This window comes from Citrobacter sp. RHBSTW-00524, from assembly GCF_013747755.1.
Classification (GTDB): Bacteria; Pseudomonadota; Gammaproteobacteria; order Enterobacterales; family Enterobacteriaceae; genus Citrobacter; species Citrobacter braakii.
Window position 1 is genome coordinate 1,756,791 of the sequence record NZ_CP056421.1, and the last position, 16,320, is coordinate 1,773,110.

Genomic DNA, 16,320 nt, shown 5'->3' on the forward strand with positions numbered 1-16,320 from the left:
GGGTTTTTGTATCCGGCTATGGGGACACACTGAGGCTAAGCGCTATGCTTAACAAAGGAGTCCATAATGAAAAATCGTATACGCATAACTGATGATGACCGCTGGCAGTCCGTTGTGGATCGTGACGCCGACGCTGACGGTCAGTTTGTTTTCGCCGTCCAGACTACCGGCATTTTCTGCCGTCCGTCCTGTCGGGCGAAACATGCGCTGCGCAAAAATGTCAGTTTCTTTGCCGATGCCCGGCAGGCGCTGGCCGCCGGTTTTCGTCCCTGTAAACGTTGTCAGCCGGATAAAGACAGCGCCCACCAGCATCGGCTGGAGAAAATAGCCCACGCCTGCCAGTTACTGGAGCAGGAATCTCCCCTCACGCTGGACGAGCTGGCGCAGCAGGTGGCGATGAGCCCGTATCACTTACATCGCCTGTTCAAAGCCACAACGGGCATGACCCCCAAAGCGTGGCAGCAGTCCTGGCGCGCCCGCCGTCTGCGCGATGCGCTGGCGAAAGGCGTTCCGGTAACGCAGGCAATTCTCAACGCCGGATTTCCCGACAGCAGCAGCTACTACCGAAAAGCGGATCAGACGTTAGGCATGACCGCAAAGCAATTTCGTAAAGGTGGTGACAACGTTTCTGTACGCTATACCCTGGCAGATTGCACTCTGGGTCGCTGTCTGGTGGCGGAAAGCGAACGTGGTATCTGCGCGATCTTACTAGGTGATGATGACGCTACGTTGGTTGCGGATCTGCATGAGCTGTTCCCCGCCGCTCAGGATGTGCCAGCAGATGCCGATTTTCAGCAGCGCGTGCGCGAAGTGATCGCCGCAATCAATGCGCGTGACGCGCCGTTATCGCTGCCGCTGGATATCCGGGGAACCGCATTTCAGCAGCAGGTGTGGCAGGCGTTGCGCGCAATTCCGTGCGGCGAAACGATGAGCTACCAGCAACTGGCCAGCGCCATCGGCAAACCGAAGGCGGTGCGTGCGGTGGCCAGTGCCTGTGGGGCGAATAAACTGGCAATCGTCATCCCGTGTCACCGGGTGATCCGCGGCGATGGCGCGCTTTCGGGCTACCGGTGGGGCATTGCGCGCAAAGCACAGTTACTGCAACGTGAAACGACTGGCGAGGAAACATAATGCTCGATCTCTTTGCGGATGCGAAACCCTGGCAGGAGCCGCTGGCGTCAGGCGCGGTTATTCTGCGACGCTTCGCTTTTGACTGCGCACCGTCTCTGCTGCAGGCGATAGCGGCTATCGCCAGACAGTCGCCGTTTCGCCAGATGGTGACGCCCGGCGGCTACACGATGTCGGTGGCAATGACCAACTGCGGTCGTCTGGGCTGGACGACCGATCAACATGGTTACCTTTATTCTCCTTTTGATCCGCTAACCGGCGCGCACTGGCCGCCGCTGCCGGATGCATTCGCTGACCTGTGCCAACAGGCAGCGACGGCGGCGGGCTATGCTGATTTTCAACCCGATGCCTGTCTGATTAACCGCTACACGCCAGGGGCAAAACTGTCCTTACATCAGGATAAAGACGAACCCGACCTGCGGGCGCCGATTGTCTCGGTGTCGCTAGGATTGCCGGCCATCTTTCAATTTGGCGGCTTGCGCCGTAATGACCCCTTAAAGCGTTTGCTGCTGGAACATGGCGATGTGGTGGTGTGGGGCGGTACTTCGCGGCTGTTTTATCATGGGATCCAGCCGCTTAAGACGGGGTATCATCCGTTGACCGGAGACTGTCGCTACAATCTGACGTTTCGTCAGGCGGGTAAAAAAGAATAAAAATAAGAATTATTTTTGCTGTCAGCGAAGAGATGTTTAAACTGCGGGCTGTTATTACTTGTCCGGGTTGTTCACATGGAACTTTTACTTCTTGTCTGGCGGCAGTATCGCTGGCCATTTATCAGCGTCATGGCGCTCAGCCTCGCCAGCGCTGCGTTGGGGATTGGGCTGATTGCGTTTATCAACCAGCGTCTGATTGAAACGGTCGACACCACGCTGATGGTGCTGCCGGAGTTTCTTGGCCTGTTGCTGCTATTGATGGTTGTCACTCTCGGCTCTCAGCTGGCGTTGACCACGCTCGGCCACCACTTTGTCTACCGCCTGCGTAGCGAATTTATCAAACGTATTCTGGATACCCACGTCGAGCGTATTGAACAGCTTGGCAGCGCCTCGTTGCTGGCCGGTTTAACCAGCGACATTCGCAACATCACCATCGCCTTTGTTCGTCTGCCTGAGCTGGTGCAGGGGATTATCCTGACCATCGGATCGGCGGCGTATCTGGCGATGCTGTCGACCAAAATGCTGCTGGTGACGGCTATCTGGATGGCAATCACCATCTGGGGGGGATTTGTGCTGGTGGCGCGGGTGTATAAGCACATGGCTACCCTGCGCGAAACAGAAGACAAGTTGTACAACGATTATCAGACGGTGCTGGAAGGGCGCAAAGAGCTGACGCTCAACCGCGAGCGCGCCGAGCATATCTTTAATCAGATGTACGTCCCGGATGCCAAAGAGTACCGTCACCATATTATTCGCGCCGATACCTTCCACCTGAGCGCGGTCAACTGGTCAAACATTATGATGCTGGGCGCCATTGGCCTGGTGTTCTGGATGGCGAATAGTCTGGGCTGGGCGGATACCGCCGTGGCGGCGACTTACTCACTGACGCTGTTATTCCTGCGTACGCCGCTGCTCTCTGCCGTTGGCGCGCTACCAACCCTGCTCACTGCGCAGGTGGCATTCAACAAGCTGAATAAATTCGCACTGGCACCTTTTAAGGCCGAATTCCCGCGCCCAACCGCTTTTCCAAACTGGCAAACGCTGGAACTGCGTAACGTGGTTTTCCACTATCAGGATAATGCCTTTTCCGTAGGGCCGGTAAATCTGACGATTCATCGCGGTGAACTGATCTTCCTGATTGGCGGCAACGGCAGCGGGAAATCTACGCTGGCGATGTTACTGACCGGGCTATACCAGCCGCAGTCAGGTGAAATTTTGCTTGATGGTAAGGCCGTGGCCGTTGAAAAGCCGGAAGATTATCGCAAGCTGTTTTCCGCCGTGTTTACCGACGTCTGGCTGTTCGACAAACTGCTGGGGCCGGAAGGTAATGAAGCCAATCCGCAGCTGGTAGCGAAGTGGCTGGAACATCTGAAGATGGGTCACAAGCTGGAGATGAACGATGGTCGCATCCTCAATCTGAAGCTGTCGAAAGGGCAGAAGAAACGCGTGGCGCTGCTGCTGGCTTTGGCGGAGGAGCGCGACATCATTCTGCTGGATGAATGGGCAGCCGATCAGGATCCCCATTTCCGTCGTGAGTTCTATCAGGTCCTGTTACCGCTGATGCAAGAAATGGGTAAAACTATCTTCGCCATTAGCCATGACGATCACTATTTTATTCACGCCGATCGTCTGCTGGAAATGCGTAACGGACAGTTGAGTGAACTGCTGGGCGATGAGCGTGATGCCGCCTCGCGTGACGCGGTGGCCCGCACTGCGTGATCCCACATGCCGCCGGTTTTTTATCCACCCGGCGGCACTGTTTATTGTTATTTACATAAATCGGCATCATGATTAATGATATTTCATATCATGGATTTATGATTAATGCCTGTAACAAACAAAAACAGCGCCAGACTGCGTGATGAAGAGCGTGCGCGTCTTATCTGGCTGCTGACCACTGATAAAGCCGTTGTTTCAACGCTATTGGGCAAGCTTACCCTGGCTGAGCAATATGACGTCGGCACGTTAGCCGACGATATTGCTGAGGTAGGGGCGCTGGTCGCCCACCTGCCGCCGCCCGATTTGGCGGATACCCTCGAAGCATTACCTTCTGAAGAGCGTCACGCCCTGTGGCGACTGGTCGAAAGTGAAAAGCGCGGTAACGTCCTGCTTGAGGCGTCTGAAAACGTCTGGGACGACCTGATCGATGAGATGAGCGATCGTGAGCTGCTGGATGCGTTGCAATACCTTGATATCGACGAACAGATTTATCTGGTTCAGCACCTCCCTCGTAACCTCACGGGTCGACTGCTGGCGACGTTACCGGCCGAGGAGCGGGCGCGCGTCCGCCAGGTGCTGCACTACGAGAAGAATCGCGTCGGTGCGATTATGGAGTTCGAAGTTATCACCGTGCGTCCGGACGTGACGCTGGAAGTGGTGCAACGCTACCTGCGGCGGCTGGGAAAAATGCCGGAGAACACCGATAAACTCTTCGTGACCGACCGCAATAAAGTGCTGGTCGGGGAACTGACGCTCACCTGTATTCTGCTCAATGATGTGCAGCGAAAAGTCAGCGAGGTGATGGAAGATGATCCGCTCACCTTTTCTCCGGAAGATATCGCCGAACACGCCGCGCGAACCTTTGAACGTGACGACCTGGTCAGTGCCGCGGTCGTTGACTCTTCAGGTAAACTGATGGGCCGTTTAACCATCGATGAGATCGTCGATGTGGTCTATGAAGAAACCGATACCGATCTGCGTCGAATGGGCGGCTTAAGCGCCGGAGAGGATGTGTTTGCCCCCGTCACGAAAGCGGTAAAAACCCGCTGGGCGTGGTTGGCCGTTAACCTTTGTACCGCCTTTATCGCTTCGCGAGTGATCGACGGCTTTGAACATACAATTTCGCAACTGGTCGCGCTGGCCTCGCTGATGCCGATTGTGGCGGGGATCGGCGGCAACACCGGGAATCAAACCATCACCATGATTGTTCGCGCGCTGGCGCTACAAAATATTCAGCCGGGAAACCTGACGTTTTTGATCCTGCGCGAAATGGGCGTGGCGTTGATTAATGGCCTCGTGTGGGGCGGAATTATGGGCGGCATTACCTGGTGGCTGTACGATGACATGGCGCTCGGCGGCGTGATGACCCTGGCGATGATGCTCAATTTGCTGATGGCGGCGTTGATGGGCGTTATTATTCCGATGACGATGGTGAAGCTCGGGCGCGACCCGGCGGTCGGCTCGAGCGTCATGATTACGGCAATCACCGATACCGGTGGTTTCTTTATTTTTCTCGGTCTGGCAACGCTGTTTCTGATGTAGCCGCACGTTTGCCTCTGACGATACGCGGCAGAATGAGCATCGTCATCACCCCGGCAACCACGCCAAGCGCCAGGTTGCCGGTTGACACCGTTGCCGCGACGGTCATCAGCATCACCAGCGTTTCAGTAACGGGGAGTTGCCGCAGCGTAGCGGGCTGGATGCTGTGCCAACTGAAGGTTTTCACCGCCACAATCACCATAATTCCCGCCAGCACCGACATGGGGATTTTCGCCATTACTTCGCTTAACGCAGTGACCAGCAACAACAGCACCAGCCCGGCGGCGACCGTCGAGACGCGGCTGCGTCCTTTGCCCATCTCGACGTTAACGATGGTTTGACCAATCATCGCACACCCGGCGATGCCGCCATAAAAACCGGCCAGAATATTGGCTATCCCCAGCCCGGCGCTCTCGCGATTCTTATTCGACGGCGTAACCGTCAGGTCATCCACCAGACGGGCGGTTAACAGCGACTCCATTAATCCGACAAAAGCGATGCTCAGCGCGCAGGGCCAGATAATCGCCAGCGTTTGCAGGTTGAGTGGTACCAATAACTGCGTGAATCCCGGCAGGCCGCCGCGCATTGAACCTTCGTCACCGACGGTCGGTAATAGTTGTCCGCTGGTGACAGTGAACACCGTCAGCAGCACGATGGCGATAAGCGGCGCGGGGATCGCTTTAATAAACCGCGGAACCCACAGCACAATCAGCAGGGTCAGGACAAACAGCCCCCAGATTAGCGGGCTTTTACCCCAGAAATGCGGGACCTGGGCAAAGAAAATCAAAATACCCAGCGCGTTCACAAAACCGGTCATGACGGCTGTAGGAATGAATCGCATCAGACGCGCCATCCCCAATACGCCAAACAGGATCTGAATAATCCCGGCCAGCACCACCGCAGGCAGGATGTACTGGACGCCGTGTTGATGCACCATCGGGCCAATCACCAGCGCGACCGATCCTGCCGCTGCGGTAACCATTGCCGGACGGCCACCTAAAAATGACATTGCCAGGCACAGTACGACTGAGGCTATCAGGCTGACTTTAGGATCGACGCCGGCGATAACGGAAAAAGAGATCACTTCCGGGATCAGCGCCAGGGCGGTTACCACACCGGCCAGCGTTTCGCGAACCAGTAAACGGGGTTGGCGCAGCACTGCGCGCGTCGCGTGCTCCGCTACTGCGACAGAGGTGGGTTGAGTTGCAGACATCGTTACTCTTAGGTCAAAAATGGCCCGATACAGCAGACCGACAGGCATCCGTGCGGTGAATAGCAAAGCGCAGCATAGTACCTGTCTGACGGATCGGTTTCCAGAAATGATTGTCAATAACCGTATAAACTATCAACGTATTAATAACATTTTTAAAAATTAAATATAATTTATAAACAATATTTAAATATTTTTACTTAAGTGTTACCGTTGATACCGCTCGATTTTCACCTGCATTAAAAGCAAAAAAGCGATACTAAAAGTAAGGCATTAACATTATGAAAAAAGTGACTGCCATGCTCTTCACCATGGCCGTTGGGCTGAATGTTGTCTCGATGGCGGCAAAAGCGAAAGCGGCGGAAGAGCAGGAAACGGATGTACTGTTGATTGGCGGCGGCATCATGAGCGCCACGCTGGGAACCTATTTACAGGAGCTGGAACCGCAATGGTCAATGACCATGGTTGAGCGACTGGATGGTGTAGCGCAGGAAAGTTCAAACGGCTGGAATAACGCCGGAACAGGCCACTCCGCACTGATGGAGCTGAACTACACGCCTAAAAAGGCCGACGGTAGCATCAGCATTGAAAAGGCAGTCGAAATCAACGAAGCCTTCCAGATCTCCCGCCAGTTTTGGGCCTATCAGGTCAATAATGGCGTAATGCATGAACCACGCTCATTTATCACCACCGTTCCGCACATGAGTTTTGTCTGGGGTGACGAGAACGTGAACTTCCTGCGTGCCCGTTACACCGCACTGCAGCAGAGCACGTTATTCCGTGGCATGCGTTATTCCGAAGATCACGCGCAGATTAAAGAGTGGGCGCCGCTGGTCATGGAAGGCCGCGATCCGAAGCAGAAAGTCGCGGCAACGCGTACCGAGATTGGTACTGACGTAAACTACGGCGAAATCACGCGCCAGCTGATTGCCTCGTTGCAGAAAAAGCCCAACTTTGCGCTGCAGCTGAGTACCGAAGTGCGTGGCTTTAAACGCAATGCCGACAATAGCTGGACCGTCACGGTCGCCGATCTGAAAAATAACGAAGCGGAACACGATATCAAGGCGAAGTTTGTCTTTATCGGTGCCGGTGGCGCTGCGCTGAAGCTGTTGCAGGAAACCGACATTCCGGAAGCGAAAGGTTATGCCGGATTCCCGGTTGGCGGGCAGTTCCTGGTTGCGGATAATCCGGACGTGGTGAATCGCCACCTGGCGAAAGTGTACGGCCAGGCCTCCGTTGGCGCGCCGCCGATGTCCGTGCCGCACATCGATACCCGTATCCTTGATGGCAAGCGCGTCGTGCTGTTTGGGCCATTCGCGACATTCTCCACCAAGTTCCTGAAAAACGGTTCATTGTGGGATCTGCTCAGCTCGACCACCACCTCGAACTTTATGCCGATGGTCAACGTGGGTCTGGATAACTTCGATCTGGTGAAATATCTGGTAAGCCAGGTGATGCTCAGCGATGACGACCGTTTTGCCGCGCTGCAAGAGTACTATCCGCAGGCGAAAAAAGAAGACTGGCGTTTATGGCAGGCGGGCCAGCGTGTGCAGATCATTAAAAGTGATGCGGAGAAGGGCGGTGTGCTGCGTCTGGGTACCGAAGTCGTCAGCGATAAAGAGGGCACCATTGCCGCGCTGCTGGGCGCTTCTCCGGGGGCATCAACCGCGGCGCCGATTATGCTGCATCTGATGGAAAAAGTGTTTAAAGATAAAGTGGCCAGCCCTGAATGGCAGGCGAAACTGAAAACCATTATTCCGTCTTATGGTACCAAGCTGAACGGTAACGTTGAGGCTACGGAACAAGAGCTGCAATACACCAGTGATGTTCTGGGGCTGAAATATGACAAGCCGCAGGCTGCTGATGAAGCGCCGAAACCTCAGCTGAAACCTCAGGCGCAACCGCAGCCTGAGCAGAAAGCTGTAGCGGATATCGCACTGTAAATAAAATGCCGGATAAGGCGGTACGCCGCCCTCCGGCACATTCTTACTTATCGCGCGACTGCGTCCTGAATCTTCTCTTCCGCTTTCCAGATACGGTATTTCACTTCCACGTTCTCCGGCGTATAGACCACAATCGGTAACTTGCTGTTGTAGCGCAGCATGCCGTCATCACCCAGATACGCGGTAATAAATTTCTTCTCTTTCTTACCGTCCGGGCAGGCCATCATGGTTGAAACCGGAGACGTCACTTTGTCGAAGACATAGTAGTCATATCCCCAACCTTCCAGCGTTTTGCTGTCCAGTTCTCCGCCCAGGCGGTGTTGGTTGCAGTCAACTTCCAGCGTTTGTCCGATTAGCAGTTCTACTTTCAGAGTAGATTCATCTTTCTCAGGAGTAAGCTGGATAACCTGGCGCTTCATACCCTTTTCCGCCTTAGGATAAGGGGCGACTTTTTCCAGCGGCTGAGCGCCGGCATCGTTACTGGCAGCCCATGCAGAGGCGCTGGCAAAGGCGGCGAAAAGTACGGCAGGGACAATTGTTTTCATCTTATTGTTCACAGTGTTTCCTTTCTTCTGTCTTATGAACGAGTCTGGGGCAGGTTAACATATTTACATAATCGATTAATCTGGATTTACTTATATTTTAAGTGTATTTGGTAGAGGTCTGCTTTCAGACTAGCGATATATTCTAAGAATAATCTTAATTATAAAATCATTCTCTTTTTGAGATGTTCGTTATATACAGTGTTATATAACTCATTGAAATGTGAGCAAAAGCGCATTTTTTCCCGCCAACTCAACACTCCTTTGATCCGGCAACAGCATTTACCCCGATTGGGGTATGCACCTCTAACACATCCTGAAATATCTTACGACTAAAAATAACTACTCATAAATAGTGCAGTTTTTTATGTCGTTCAACCCCCAGGGAAGGGCGTCATTATGGAAGGACAATGTCATGGTTGATTTATCCCGTCGAGGCATGTTGACAGGCAGTTGGCGAAACGCCAACTCAGGGATCCGTCCGCCCTGGAGCAAGGAAGACTCTCACTTTCTGGCCCATTGCCTTCGTTGTGACGCCTGCATCCAGGCGTGTGAAACCGACATCCTGCAGCGAGGCCAGGGCGGTTATCCGAGCGTAAATTTCAAACACGGCGAGTGTAGCTTTTGCTATGCCTGCGCAGAGGCCTGTTCTGAATCCCTTTTTCTTCCGCGCCACACCAGGGCATGGGATCTGAATTTTACGATTGGGGAAAACTGTCTCGCACATCAGTCCGTTGAATGTCATCGCTGTCAGGATAGCTGTGAACCCATGGCTATAACCTTTCGTCCCACGCTGTCCGGCATTTATCAGCCGCAGCTCGACAATCAGGACTGTAACGGATGTGGCGCATGTGTCGCTATCTGCCCGGTATCAGCCATTAACGCGGAGTACAACCATGGACAATAACTGGCAGGTCTGCAGCCTGGTCGTTCAGGCCAAAAGTCAGCATATCAATGATATCGCCACGCAGTTGCGTTCGTTCCCAGGTTGCGAAGTTGCACTCAGCGATGTGGAAAGCGGTCAACTGATCGTGGTGGTGGAAGCTGAGCACAGCGAAACGTTAATGAAAACTATTGAGTCAGTGCGCAACGTTGCGGGCGTGCTGGCGGTGTCGCTGGTTTATCACCAGCAGGATGAGCAAGGTGAGGAAACACCATGAAACTCAGTCGTCGTAGCTTTATGAAAGCTAACGCCGTTGCGGCCGCTGCGGCGGCTGCCGGGTTAAGCGTGCCGGGCGTAGCCCGTGCGGTAGTCGGTCAGCAAGAAGCCATCAAATGGGACAAAGCCCCGTGCCGTTTTTGCGGGACGGGCTGTGGCGTATTGGTCGGGACGCAGCAAGGGCGTGTTGTGGCATGCCAGGGCGATCCGGATGCGCCGGTTAACCGTGGGCTTAACTGCATCAAAGGTTACTTCCTGCCGAAAATCATGTACGGAAAAGACCGTTTAACGCAGCCGATGCTGCGCATGAAGGACGGTAAGTATCACAAAGAAGGCGAGTTCACCCCGATTAGCTGGGACCAGGCCTTTGACGTGATGGAAGAGAAATTCAAAACGTCCCTGAAAGAGAAAGGCCCGGAGTCTATCGGTATGTTCGGCTCGGGTCAGTGGACGATTTGGGAAGGTTATGCCGCTGCCAAATTGTTTAAAGCGGGTTTCCGTTCGAATAACATCGACCCGAACGCGCGTCACTGCATGGCGTCAGCGGTAGTCGGCTTTATGCGTACCTTCGGTATGGATGAACCGATGGGCTGCTATGACGATATCGAGCATGCAGATGCTTTCGTCCTGTGGGGCGCGAATATGGCGGAGATGCACCCGATCCTGTGGTCGCGCATCACCAACCGTCGTCTGTCTGATCCCAATGTTAATGTCGCGGTGCTCTCCACCTTCCAGCACCGCAGCTTTGAGCTGGCGGATAACGGCATGGTCTTCACGCCGCAAACCGATCTGGTGATCCTCAACTACATCGCTAACTACATCATTCAAAACAATGCGATCAACCAGGATTTCTTTAGCAAGCACGTTAATCTGCGTAAAGGCGTGACGGACATCGGCTACGGTCTGCGTCCAACCCACCCGCTGGAAAAAGCGGCGAAAAACCCGGGATCCGATGCCTCTGAGCCGATGAGCTTTGAGGATTACAAAGCCTTTGTTGCCGAGTACACGCTGGATAAAACCGCCGAAATGACCGGCGTACCGAAAGATCAGCTGGAACAGCTGGCGCAGCTGTATGCCGATCCGAAGAAAAAAGTCATCTCCTACTGGACGATGGGCTTCAACCAGCATACCCGCGGCGTGTGGGCCAACAACCTGGTCTATAACCTGCACCTGTTGACCGGTAAAATCTCCCAGCCAGGCTGCGGTCCGTTCTCTTTGACCGGTCAGCCTTCCGCCTGCGGTACCGCGCGTGAAGTCGGTACGTTCTCCCACCGTCTGCCTGCGGACATGGTGGTTACGAACGAAAAACACCGCGATATCTGCGAGAAGCACTGGAATATTCCGGCGGGGACCATTCCGGCAAAAATCGGTCTGCATGCCGTGGCGCAAGACCGTGCGCTGAAAGATGGCAAGCTCAATGTCTACTGGGCGATGTGTACCAACAACATGCAGGCCGGTCCGAACATCAACGAAGAGCGTATGCCGGGCTGGCGCGATCCGCGCAACTTCATCATCGTCTCCGATCCGTACCCGACGGTCAGCGCTCTGTCGGCCGACCTGATCCTGCCGACCGCGATGTGGGTAGAGAAAGAAGGTGCTTACGGTAACGCGGAACGTCGTACACAGTTCTGGCGTCAGCAGATTAAAGCGCCGGGTGAATCGAAATCGGATCTGTGGCAACTGGTGCAGTTCTCTCGTCGCTTCAAAACAGAAGAAGTGTGGCCGGAAGCGCTGTTGGCACAGAAACCGGAACTGCGCGGAAAAACGCTGTATGACGTACTGTTTGCCACGCCTGCAGTGACGAAATTCCCGGTGGCTGAACTGGCTGAAGATCAGCTGAACGATGAATCCCGCGAGCTGGGTTTCTATCTGCAAAAAGGGCTGTTCGAAGAGTACGCCTGGTTTGGCCGCGGTCACGGGCATGACCTTGCGCCATTTGACGATTACCACAAAGCGCGCGGTTTACGCTGGCCGGTCGTTGAGGGCAAAGAGACCCAGTGGCGCTACAGCGAAGGCAACGACCCTTACGTGAAAGCGGGTGAAAGCTACAAGTTCTACGGTAAGCCGGACGGCAAAGCGGTCATCTTCGCGCTGCCATTTGAACCTGCCGCAGAAGCGCCGGATAAAGAGTACGACCTGTGGCTGTCTACCGGACGTGTGCTGGAACACTGGCATACCGGCAGTATGACGCGTCGCGTACCTGAGCTGCACCGTGCTTTCCCGGAAGCTGTGTTGTTTATCCATCCGCTGGATGCAAAAGCACGCGATCTGCGCCGTGGCGACAAAGTCAAAGTGGTTTCCCGTCGTGGTGAAGTTATCTCGATAGTTGAAACGCGCGGGCGTAACCGCCCACCGCAGGGGCTGGTCTACATGCCGTTCTTCGACGCCGCACAGCTGGTGAACAACCTGACGCTGGATGCGACGGATCCGCTCTCCAAAGAGACGGATTTCAAGAAGTGCGCTGTGAAACTGGCGAAGGTGTAACGCGTTATGTCCCGGTCAGCAAAACCCCAAAATGGCCGCCGCCGCTTTCTGCGCGATATGGTTCGCGCAGCGGGCGGATTGGCCGTCGTTGGCGTGGCGCTGGGGTTGCAACAGCAAACCGCACGTGCAACCGGCGTGCGGCTGCGCCCGCCAGGCGCACTGAGCGAGGAGGCATTCGCCAGTGCCTGCGTGCGCTGTGGTCAGTGCGTTCAGGCCTGCCCGTATGACACGCTGAAGCTGGCGACGCTTGCCTCAGGGCTGGCTGCTGGTACGCCGTATTTTGTCGCGCGTGATATTCCCTGCGAAATGTGTGAAGACATTCCGTGCGCCAAAGTTTGCCCCAGCGGTGCGTTGGACAGGGACATTGAATCTATTGACGATTCACGCATGGGGCTGGCGGTACTGCTGGATCACGAAAACTGCCTCAACTATCAGGGATTACGCTGCGACGTTTGCTATCGCGAATGCCCGAAAATCGATGAGGCTATCACCCTGGAGCTGGACCGCAACATGCGTACCGGCAAGCATGCGCGGTTTATTCCGACCGTACACAGCGACGCCTGTACCGGCTGCGGGAAATGCGAAAAAGTGTGCGTCCTGGAGCAGCCAGCAATAAAAGTGCTGCCCCTGTCGCTGGCGAAAGGGGAGTTAGGACACCATTACCGCTTCGGTTGGCTGGAGGGGAACAATGGCAAATCGTAAACGTGACGCCGGGCGTGAAGCGCAGGCAAAAAAAGGATGGTGGAAGAGTCATCGCTGGCTGGTGCTGCGTCGTCTGAGCCAGTTTCTGATACTGGCGATGTTCCTTAGCGGCCCGTGGCTTGGCGTCTGGATCCTGCATGGCAATTACAGTAGCAGCCTGTTGCTGGACTCCATCCCGTTCACCGATCCGCTGATTACCCTGCAAAGCCTGGCCAGCGGACACCTGCCGGCGACGGTTGCGTTAACGGGGGCGGTCATCATCACGGTGCTGTATGCCCTGGCGGGTAAGCGACTGTTTTGCAGTTGGGTTTGTCCCATGAACCCTGTCACCGATTTAGCCAGTTGGTTGCGCAGAAGGTTTGACCTGAATCAGTCTGCAACCCTGCCGCGCCATATACGGTACGTCCTGCTGGTGGTTATCCTGGTCGGTTCCGCGCTGACCGGTACGCTGCTGTGGGAGTGGATAAATCCAGTCTCTCTGCTCGGACGGAGCCTGGTCATGGGATTTGGCAGCGGGGCGCTGCTGATCCTCGCGCTGTTTTTATTTGATCTACTGGTCGTTGAGCATGGCTGGTGCGGGCATCTTTGCCCACTGGGTGCGCTGTATAGCGTGGTGGGGAGTAAAGGTGCATTAACCGTTTCGGCAAAAGAACGTAACAGATGTAACCGCTGTATGGATTGTTTTCATGTTTGCCCGGAACCGCATGTGCTACGTGCGCCGGTGCTGGATGAGCAAAGTCCGGTGCAGGTAACCAGCCGCGATTGCATGGCCTGCGGTCGCTGTGTGGATGTCTGTTCTGAGGATGTTTTTACAATAACAACACGATGGAGTTCGGGAGCGAAATCATGAAAAGCCATGACCTGATTAAAGCGCTGAGTCAATGGACGGCTGCGCTGGCCCTGGTAGTCAGTGGGGCCGTTTGGGCTGCAAACGGAGTGGATCTGAGTCAGTCACCAGAAGTCTCAGGGACACAAGAAGGGGCGATTCGCATGCCGAAAGAGCAAGTGCGTATGCCGCTGAACTATGTGAATCAGCCGCCGATGGTTCCGCACAGCGTTGAAGGGTATCAGGTGACGACTAATACTAACCGCTGCCTGCAATGTCACGGTGTGGAAAGCTATCGCACCACCGGTGCGCCGCGCATCAGTCCGACGCACTTTATGGACAGCGACGGTAAGGTATTGGCTGAAGTCGCGCCGCGTCGTTATTTCTGCCTGCAATGTCACGTGCCGCAGGCTGACGCCGCGCCGATTGTTGAAAATACCTTCACCCCCTCGAAAGGTTACGGGAAATAAGAGGTCATTATGGAAAATTCTAACCGTAAACCAGGCTGGATTAAGCGCGTCTGGCAATGGTGGCGTCGCCCCAGCCGTCTGGCGCTCGGCACGCTGTTGTTAATCGGCTTTGTGGGCGGCATTATTTTCTGGGGCGGCTTTAATACCGGTATGGAAAAGGCCAATACAGAAGAGTTCTGCATTAGCTGTCACGAAATGCGCAATACGGTGTACCAGGAATACATGGAAACCGTACACTACAACAACCGTAGTGGTGTGCGAGCGACTTGCCCTGATTGTCACGTCCCACATGAGTGGGGTCCGAAAATGATTCGTAAGATCAAGGCCAGTAAAGAGCTGTACGCGAAAGCACTGGGGTTGATAGATACACCGCAGAAATTTGAAGACCATCGTTTAACGATGGCGCAAAATGAGTGGCGGCGTATGAAAGATAACAATTCGCAAGAGTGTCGAAACTGTCACAACTTCGAGTTTATGGATTTAACCGCCCAGAAAGGCGTTGCGGCCAAAATGCACGACCAGGCCGTGAAAGACGGGCAAACCTGTATTGACTGTCATAAAGGGATAGCGCACAAACTGCCTGATATGCGCGAAGTCAAACCGGGATTTTAACAGGATGTAGATAACCAGGTATGCTTGAAGCCAGAGAATTACTTTGCGAGCGGGATGACAGAATACTGTTCAGCGATTTGTCATTTCGCGTCAACGCAGGGGAATGGGTACAAATTACCGGCAGCAACGGCGCAGGGAAAACCACTTTGCTGCGGTTACTTACCGGGCTGGCGCGTCCCGACGCAGGGGAGGTTTGCTGGCAAGAGCAACCGTTGCATCACGTGCGGGACAGCTACCATCAACAACTGCTGTGGATCGGACATCAGCCGGGGATAAAAACCCGGCTTTCGGCGTTGGAAAACCTGCGTTTCTTTCACCATGACGGCGACGTCGCACAGTGTCTGGCTGCGCTGGCGCAGGCGGGGCTTGCCGGATATGAAGATATCCCGGTGAATCAACTCTCCGCCGGACAACAGCGGCGCGTGGCGCTGGCCCGTTTGTGGCTGACCCGCGCCCGGCTGTGGATCCTCGACGAACCCTTTACCGCCATTGATGTGAACGGCGTTGAGCGACTGACTCAGCGTATGGCGCAGCATACGGAGCAGGGCGGTATTGTTATTCTCACCACCCACCAACCGCTCAATGTAGAGACCGATAAAGTGCGACGTATTGCGCTGACCAGCGAGAGGGCAACGCAATGATGTGGCGAATCTTCCGTTTAGAACTACGAGTTGCGTTTCGTCATAGTGCGGAAATCGCCAATCCTTTATGGTTCTTCCTGATTGTTATTACGCTGTTCCCGCTGAGCATTGGGCCGGAGCCGCAACTGCTGGCGCGTATTGCACCGGGCATCATCTGGGTTGCGGCGCTGCTGGCGTCGTTGCTGGCGCTGGAGCGCCTGTTTCGTGATGATCTGCAGGACGGCAGCCTTGAGCAACTGATGCTGCTGCCGCTGCCGCTGCCGGCAGTGGTGCTGGCGAAAGTGATGGCGCACTGGGTCGTGACCGGCCTGCCGCTGCTGATCCTCTCGCCGCTGGTGGCGTTGCTGCTGGGCATGGATATGTACGGCTGGAAAATTATGGCGCTGACCTTGTTACTCGGGACGCCGACGCTGGGCTTCCTCGGCGCGCCGGGCGTGGGGTTGACGGTGGGCTTAAAGCGCGGCGGCGTGCTGTTAAGCGTGCTGGTACTTCCGCTCACCATACCCTTACTGATTTTTGCGACCGCGGCGATGGATGCGGCTTCCATGCACTTACCGGTTGAAGGGTACATGGCGATTCTGGGCGCGTTGCTGGTCGGCAGCGCCACGCTAAGCCCGTTTGCCACAGCTGCGGCGTTACGGATCAGCGTGCAGTAGCGCAGTTGAGATATGCAGGCCGGGCAAGGTGCTCCG

Annotated in this window: 15 protein-coding genes and 1 pseudogene; 14 read left to right on the forward strand and 2 right to left on the reverse strand. The window is 55.1% G+C overall.

Annotated features, from left to right (window positions below):
* Positions 1 to 66: 66 nt before the first annotated feature.
* The 4 genes and pseudogenes from ada to mgtE all read left to right on the forward strand — a co-directional run bounded on the left by ada (position 67) and on the right by mgtE (position 5,042).
* Positions 67 to 1,131, forward strand: a complete 1,065-nt coding sequence (gene ada / locus HV229_RS08345) for a bifunctional DNA-binding transcriptional regulator/O6-methylguanine-DNA methyltransferase Ada (protein WP_053389547.1) — start codon at positions 67 to 69, stop codon at positions 1,129 to 1,131.
* A pseudogene (alkB, locus tag HV229_RS08350) lies at positions 1,131 to 1,821 on the forward strand (DNA oxidative demethylase AlkB). The gene ada and the pseudogene alkB overlap by 1 nt, the downstream one beginning before the upstream one ends.
* A 35-nt stretch (positions 1,822 to 1,856) precedes the next feature.
* Positions 1,857 to 3,500, forward strand: coding sequence for a multidrug ABC transporter permease/ATP-binding protein (locus HV229_RS08355; RefSeq protein ID WP_181547264.1), 1,644 nt, complete (start codon positions 1,857 to 1,859; stop codon positions 3,498 to 3,500).
* A gap of 105 nt (positions 3,501 to 3,605) precedes the next feature.
* Positions 3,606 to 5,042 (forward strand): magnesium transporter, encoded by a 1,437-nt coding sequence (gene mgtE, locus HV229_RS08360; RefSeq protein WP_016153782.1) that lies wholly within the window; start codon positions 3,606 to 3,608, stop codon positions 5,040 to 5,042.
* Here the strand turns inward: mgtE and HV229_RS08365 are convergent.
* Positions 5,005 to 6,252 carry a SulP family inorganic anion transporter gene (locus HV229_RS08365; RefSeq protein WP_141875444.1) on the reverse strand — a complete coding sequence of 416 codons (1,248 nt, stop codon included), beginning with the start codon at positions 6,250 to 6,252 and terminating at the stop codon, positions 5,005 to 5,007. The two genes, mgtE and HV229_RS08365, sit on opposite strands and share 38 nt — an antisense overlap.
* Before the next feature lie 278 nt (positions 6,253 to 6,530).
* Between HV229_RS08365 and mqo the strand changes: the two genes are divergently transcribed.
* Positions 6,531 to 8,192, forward strand: a complete 1,662-nt coding sequence (gene mqo, locus HV229_RS08370; RefSeq protein WP_016153779.1) for a malate dehydrogenase (quinone) — start codon at positions 6,531 to 6,533, stop codon at positions 8,190 to 8,192.
* Positions 8,193 to 8,239: 47 nt separating this feature from the next.
* On the opposite strand, the gene eco is transcribed toward mqo, so the two are convergent.
* Positions 8,240 to 8,737, reverse strand: coding sequence for a serine protease inhibitor ecotin (gene eco / locus HV229_RS08375; RefSeq protein WP_029139607.1), 498 nt, complete (start codon positions 8,735 to 8,737; stop codon positions 8,240 to 8,242).
* A gap of 412 nt (positions 8,738 to 9,149) precedes the next feature.
* Between eco and napF the strand changes: the two genes are divergently transcribed.
* From napF to ccmB, 9 genes are read left to right on the forward strand one after another with little or no spacing between them, the layout of a single operon-like run.
* Positions 9,150 to 9,641 carry a ferredoxin-type protein NapF gene (gene napF, locus HV229_RS08380; protein WP_016157008.1) on the forward strand — a complete coding sequence of 164 codons (492 nt, stop codon included), beginning with the start codon at positions 9,150 to 9,152 and terminating at the stop codon, positions 9,639 to 9,641.
* Complete coding sequence (gene napD, locus HV229_RS08385; protein WP_016153776.1) at positions 9,631 to 9,894, forward strand: chaperone NapD; 264 nt, start codon at positions 9,631 to 9,633, stop codon at positions 9,892 to 9,894. The genes napF and napD overlap by 11 nt, the downstream gene beginning before the upstream one ends.
* Complete coding sequence (napA, locus tag HV229_RS08390; RefSeq protein ID WP_016153775.1) at positions 9,891 to 12,377, forward strand: nitrate reductase catalytic subunit NapA; 2,487 nt, start codon at positions 9,891 to 9,893, stop codon at positions 12,375 to 12,377. The genes napD and napA overlap by 4 nt, the downstream gene beginning before the upstream one ends.
* Positions 12,378 to 12,383: 6 nt before the next feature.
* Positions 12,384 to 13,079: a ferredoxin-type protein NapG gene (gene napG / locus HV229_RS08395; protein WP_016153774.1), complete on the forward strand. Its 696-nt coding sequence runs from the start codon at positions 12,384 to 12,386 to the stop codon at positions 13,077 to 13,079.
* On the forward strand, positions 13,066 to 13,929 hold the full coding sequence (napH, locus tag HV229_RS08400) for a quinol dehydrogenase ferredoxin subunit NapH (protein WP_019077252.1): 864 nt from the start codon (positions 13,066 to 13,068) through the stop codon (positions 13,927 to 13,929). The genes napG and napH overlap by 14 nt, the downstream gene beginning before the upstream one ends.
* Positions 13,926 to 14,375 (forward strand): nitrate reductase cytochrome c-type subunit, encoded by a 450-nt coding sequence (napB, locus tag HV229_RS08405; protein ID WP_016153772.1) that lies wholly within the window; start codon positions 13,926 to 13,928, stop codon positions 14,373 to 14,375. Before napH ends, napB begins: the two co-directional genes overlap by 4 nt.
* A 9-nt stretch (positions 14,376 to 14,384) precedes the next feature.
* Positions 14,385 to 14,987, forward strand: coding sequence for a cytochrome c-type protein NapC (napC, locus tag HV229_RS08410; protein ID WP_003027548.1), 603 nt, complete (start codon positions 14,385 to 14,387; stop codon positions 14,985 to 14,987).
* Between the two features lie 20 nt (positions 14,988 to 15,007).
* On the forward strand, positions 15,008 to 15,628 hold the full coding sequence (ccmA, locus tag HV229_RS08415; RefSeq protein ID WP_016153771.1) for a cytochrome c biogenesis heme-transporting ATPase CcmA: 621 nt from the start codon (positions 15,008 to 15,010) through the stop codon (positions 15,626 to 15,628).
* Complete coding sequence (gene ccmB / locus HV229_RS08420; protein ID WP_003027542.1) at positions 15,625 to 16,284, forward strand: heme exporter protein CcmB; 660 nt, start codon at positions 15,625 to 15,627, stop codon at positions 16,282 to 16,284. Before ccmA ends, ccmB begins: the two co-directional genes overlap by 4 nt.
* Positions 16,285 to 16,320: the final 36 nt, after the last annotated feature.